At 53.9% G+C, this 4,481-nt stretch carries 6 protein-coding genes; 4 read left to right on the forward strand and 2 right to left on the reverse strand.

Features of this window, described 5'->3' with window-relative positions:
• Nucleotides 1–227: 227 nt before the first annotated feature.
• From ghrA to C5687_RS23500, 4 genes are all read left to right on the forward strand, one after another.
• On the forward strand, nucleotides 228–1,166 hold the full coding sequence (gene ghrA / locus C5687_RS23485; protein ID WP_104558153.1) for a glyoxylate/hydroxypyruvate reductase GhrA: 939 nt from the start codon (nucleotides 228–230) through the stop codon (nucleotides 1,164–1,166).
• Nucleotides 1,167–1,250: 84 nt separating this feature from the next.
• Nucleotides 1,251–1,988 (forward strand): phosphatase, encoded by a 738-nt coding sequence (locus tag C5687_RS23490; RefSeq protein ID WP_047958251.1) that lies wholly within the window; start codon nucleotides 1,251–1,253, stop codon nucleotides 1,986–1,988.
• A 20-nt stretch (nucleotides 1,989–2,008) separates the two neighbouring features.
• Complete coding sequence (locus tag C5687_RS23495) at nucleotides 2,009–2,563, forward strand: TorD/DmsD family molecular chaperone (RefSeq protein ID WP_025755860.1); 555 nt, start codon at nucleotides 2,009–2,011, stop codon at nucleotides 2,561–2,563.
• A 96-nt stretch (nucleotides 2,564–2,659) separates the two neighbouring features.
• On the forward strand, nucleotides 2,660–3,142 hold the full coding sequence (locus tag C5687_RS23500; RefSeq protein ID WP_141237583.1) for a DUF1097 domain-containing protein: 483 nt from the start codon (nucleotides 2,660–2,662) through the stop codon (nucleotides 3,140–3,142).
• Between the two features lie 43 nt (nucleotides 3,143–3,185).
• On the opposite strand, the gene csgG is transcribed toward C5687_RS23500, so the two are convergent.
• Both csgG and csgF read right to left on the reverse strand, forming a co-directional pair.
• Complete coding sequence (gene csgG, locus C5687_RS23505) at nucleotides 3,186–4,019, reverse strand: curli production assembly/transport protein CsgG (protein WP_025755858.1); 834 nt, start codon at nucleotides 4,017–4,019, stop codon at nucleotides 3,186–3,188.
• 26 nt (nucleotides 4,020–4,045) lie between these two features.
• Nucleotides 4,046–4,459 (reverse strand): curli production assembly/transport protein CsgF, encoded by a 414-nt coding sequence (gene csgF, locus C5687_RS23510; RefSeq protein ID WP_025755857.1) that lies wholly within the window; start codon nucleotides 4,457–4,459, stop codon nucleotides 4,046–4,048.
• Between the last annotated feature and the right edge of the window lie 22 nt (nucleotides 4,460–4,481).

Raw genomic sequence — 4,481 nt, forward strand, 5'->3', positions numbered from 1 at the left:
GTCATCCCGTTGTTGTCGGGACGGGCGCTAATGTAAGGAAAAGCTGAACTGCCGTCAACTCACTTTTTCAGTAATTTAGCGCGTTTAGACAAACTTCAGGCAACATGATTCTTAAATGTGCTGAAAGCGTCTTTTTTATCAGCAACACCCTCGTGCAATAAATTTGTTATGCTGACACTCCAGTTAAAAAGCAAAATAAATCAGCGCAATAAAAGGCAGGAATCACAATGGATATACTCTTTTATCACCCTACTTTTGATACGGCTTACTGGATCAAGGCGCTCACGGCGGCGATCCCCGGCGCACGCGTTCGCGAGTGGAAGCGGGGTGATAACGAACATGCAGACTATGCGCTGGTCTGGCATCCGCCGGTAGAAATGCTTCAGGGACGTAACCTGAAGGCCGTTTTTGCCCTGGGTGCCGGGGTGGATTCCATCCTGAGCAAACTGAAGGCGCACCCTGAAATGCTGCCGGAAGCCACACCTCTGTTCCGCCTGGAAGATACCGGAATGGGCCAGCAAATGCAGGAATACGCCGTCAGCCAGGTGCTGCACTGGTTCCGCCGCTTTGATGATTATCAGGCGTTTAAACAGCAAGCCCGCTGGGAGCCGCTGCCGGAGTATCAGCGAGAGGATTTTACCATCGGCATTCTCGGTGCCGGTGTGCTGGGATCCAGAGTGGCTGAAGCCCTCGCCCCGTGGGGGTTCCCGCTGCGCTGCTGGAGCCGCAGCCGCAAGGATTATCCCGGCGTAGCGAGCTTTGCCGGAACCGATGAGCTCCCGGCTTTCCTGAAAGGCACACGGGTCCTAATCAATTTGCTGCCAAACACGGCGGAAACGGCAGGGATCATCAATGAAGCCTTGCTCAACCAGTTAGCCGATGAGAGCTACCTGATGAACCTGGCGCGCGGAGTGCATCTGGTCGAGCCGGATCTGCTGAAGGCGCTGGACAGCGGCAAGTTAAAAGGTGCCATGCTGGATGTCTATAGCCGTGAGCCGCTGCCGAAGGAGAGCCCGCTGTGGGCACATCCGCGTGTGGCGATGACCCCGCACGTGGCGGCCGTGACGCGCCCGGCTGAAGCGGTGGCCTATATATCCCATACCATCAGCGAACTGGAAAAAGGCAACGCGGTCACCGGCCAGGTCGACAGACAGCGTGGATACTGAGAGAAACCCGGCGTTTGCCGGGTTTTTGCTAATATTCGCTGCTGATAACTGCTATCCTTTGGAAAAACCGCAGAGGAGAGAGAGATGTATCCCGTTGACCTGCATATGCACACCGTCGCCAGTACCCACGCGTATAGCAACCTCCATGATTATATCGCCCAGGCGAAGCTCAAAGGCATCACGCTTTTTGCGATCACCGATCATGGCCCGGATATGGCGGATGCGCCGCACTACTGGCATTTTGTGAATATGCGGATCTGGCCACGTCTGGTGGACGGCATCGGAATACTGCGCGGCATTGAGGCAAACATCAAAAACATCGACGGTGAAATCGACTGCACCGGCCCGATGCTGACCTCGCTTGATCTTATCCTTGCTGGTTTCCATGAACCGGTCTTTGCGCCTCAGGATAAAGAGACCAACACCGCGGCGATGATCGCCACCATTGCCAGCGGCAATGTGCATATTATCAGCCACCCGGGCAACCCGAAGTACCCGATTGATATTCAGGCTGTCGCGCAGGCGGCTGCAAAACACCGCGTGGCGCTGGAAATTAACAACTCCTCCTTTGTTCACTCGCGTAAGGGCAGTGAAGCTAATTGTCGCGAAGTGGCGGCCGCCGTCCGTGATGCGGGTGGCATGGTGGCACTGGGTTCAGATTCCCATACCGCGTTCACGCTCGGTGACTTTAGCGAGTGCCTGAAAGTGCTGAATGACGTTGACTTCCCGGAAGCGCAAATCCTGAACGTCACCCCACGCCGCATGCTCGATTTCCTCGAGTCGCGCGGAATGGAGCCGATTGCCGAATTTGCCGATCTTTAATTGTGTAATGGAATAAAAAAATGAATGAGTTTTCCATCCTCTGCCGCGTGCTGGGTACGCTGTATTACCGTCAGCCACAAGACCCGCTGCTGGTTCCGCTCTTTACATTGATTCGTGAAGGGAAACTGGCGCAGAACTGGCCGCTGGAACAGGATGATTTACTGGAGCGTCTGCAAAAAAGCTGCGACATGCAGCAGATTGCGACGGATTACAATGCCCTGTTCGTGGGGGATGAGTGCCGCGTTTCGCCATACCGTTCTGCCTGGCAGGAAGGGGCAACGGAAGCGGAAGTCCGTGCTTTTCTCTCCACGCGTGGGATGCCTCTGACCGACACGCCTGCGGACCATATTGGTACGCTGCTGCTGGCCGCGTCCTGGATCGAGGACAACGCGGGGGATGATGAGAACGAAGCCATCGAAACCTTGTTCGAAACGTACCTGTTGCCGTGGGTCGGGACTTTCCTGGGTAAAGTCGAAGCGCATGCAACCTCGCCATTCTGGAGAGCGCTGGCACCGCTGACCCGCGACGCCATCGCGGCAATGTGGGATGAGCTGGAAGAAGAGAACGAAGAGTGATGTTCGTCACATAAATGCTGCAACTCTACATTTCAATTTGCACGTAATGTGCGGATGATCGCATTTCCATGGTGCGCTTCTGCTAAGATGCGCGCCATGAACATATTACTTTGTATCGCATTAACGACAGGCATTCTCTCCGGGCTGTGGGGGTGGGTGGCCGTGTCTCTCGGATTGCTCAGCTGGGCCGGGTTCCTCGGCTGTACGGCCTATTTCGCCTGCCCGCAGGGGGGCATAAAAGGGCTCTTTATCTCAGGTTGCACGCTGATGAGCGGTGTTATCTGGGCGTTGGTGATCATGAAAGGCAGCGCGCTGGCGCCGCATCTGGAGCTGCTGGGGTATATCATGACGGGTGTTGTCGCCTTCCTGATGTGCATCCAGGCCAAGCATCTGCTGCTTTCGTTCGTGCCGGGCACCTTTATGGGAGCGTGCGCGACGTTTGCAGGGCAGGGCGACTGGAAGCTGGTGGTCCCTTCGCTGCTGCTGGGGTTGCTGTTTGGCTATGCCATGAAAAACAGCGGACTTTGGCTGGCATCGAGGCGGGAAAAAGCGCAAAACGTCACGGCGGTGAGTGAATAAAAAAAGGCGAGATAATCATCTCGCCTTTTTTATACGCTTCCTGTCAGGATTCCGGAGGCACTGACATATCGCGGTATTTCACAAGTATCGGATTCTGGACGTCCGCTTTATTTTGCAGATCCCACAATCCGCGATCGATACCGTCGTTGATTAAGAAGATCACGCCGGTTTCAATGGCTGACATCAGGCACATCATGACCGGTTCGTTAGAGGTGTAGCCAATTTCACCCTCCAGCAAACGCTGGTAATCGATGAAGCGGAACACCCCTGCCTGCACTTCATAGGACAGGATAGTTTTGCTGGTGTTCACCGAAGAGAGCACTTCACCCGTACTGACGTTGACCACACGCAGGTTAACGGCGATTTGGTCGAGCTGATACTGGGTATCCGCGCCGATACCGAAGTAACGCGCACCCGCACCACCCGATTTAACGTTACTTTCGTAACCAATAATCGATCCTTCAATCATCACGTTCGCCGCCGCCAGCGATTGCAGAGGCATACGGTTATTGTCCGCGACGGTGCCATTTTCCTGTGCGGCACGGATAATTTTGCGTTCATTTAACAGGTTCTGTAGCCCCTGGCGTTCCAGAGGAATAAACCAGTGTGAATCCTTGAGCGCGGTTACCAGCATCGCGGTGGCGCTTTGCGGCACAGCCGTGGAGAAGTTACTTGCCGGGTAAGGCTTAAATTGCCCGGTTTCATCCTGAATATTATATACAGAGACAAATATTTTCCCCGTCGGGGACGGTAAATGCGTTAAATCACGATAACTCTGGGCCCGAGGCATTAAAGTGGGTTTTGCAGCTTCTTTAGGGGGAGCAGTTAAACAACCGCTCAATAAGCACACTGCAACAAATATCAGGAAGCGCTGCATGATCGTTGTCCTTATTTAGCTGTTGTTTAGAAGTCAGTTGAATTAGTTTGTAGACCGGAAACCTGAATGGTTGAGGTTTTACCGGTTTTACGATCGGTCACGTTCAACTGGAGCTGTCCGTCCCTGTTCGCGATGTCGACAATAAAGTCGTTGGTCACCATTCGGCCGGGTTTGCCGGTATTAATGTTGGTCAGCAACCCGCCCAAAATCTGCGACTGGATAGCCTGCGTGAAGTTGTCCAGTGCGGACGGGGTATCCACGCCAAGATCCTTAAAGCTGGGATCTTTATAAGAGTTTTGCGCCTGAGCTTCATTCAACATGAACGCGCCGTTGTTAGGGTTACCCCCAAAGTTAGGGTTCCGGAACTGGAATGTCATGTTCCCGGCCCAGCTTAAGGGTGTTATTAGCATTATCGAAACAACTGCATATGCAATACGCATGACAGCCTCCGCATATCGGTTC

The sequence above is a fragment of the Enterobacter sichuanensis genome (assembly GCF_002939185.1).
GTDB classification, from domain to species: domain Bacteria; phylum Pseudomonadota; class Gammaproteobacteria; order Enterobacterales; family Enterobacteriaceae; genus Enterobacter; species Enterobacter sichuanensis.

Coding starts and splice junctions, on each gene's coding strand:
- ghrA (WP_104558153.1), top strand. CDS start 228: ATGGATATACTCTTTTATCACCCTACTTTTGATACGGCTTACTGGATC.
- C5687_RS23490 (WP_047958251.1), top strand. CDS start 1,251: ATGTATCCCGTTGACCTGCATATGCACACCGTCGCCAGTACCCACGCG.
- C5687_RS23495 (WP_025755860.1), top strand. CDS start 2,009: ATGAATGAGTTTTCCATCCTCTGCCGCGTGCTGGGTACGCTGTATTAC.
- C5687_RS23500 (WP_141237583.1), top strand. CDS start 2,660: ATGAACATATTACTTTGTATCGCATTAACGACAGGCATTCTCTCCGGG.
- csgG (WP_025755858.1), bottom strand. CDS start 4,019: ATGCAGCGCTTCCTGATATTTGTTGCAGTGTGCTTATTGAGCGGTTGT.
- csgF (WP_025755857.1), bottom strand. CDS start 4,459: ATGCGTATTGCATATGCAGTTGTTTCGATAATGCTAATAACACCCTTA.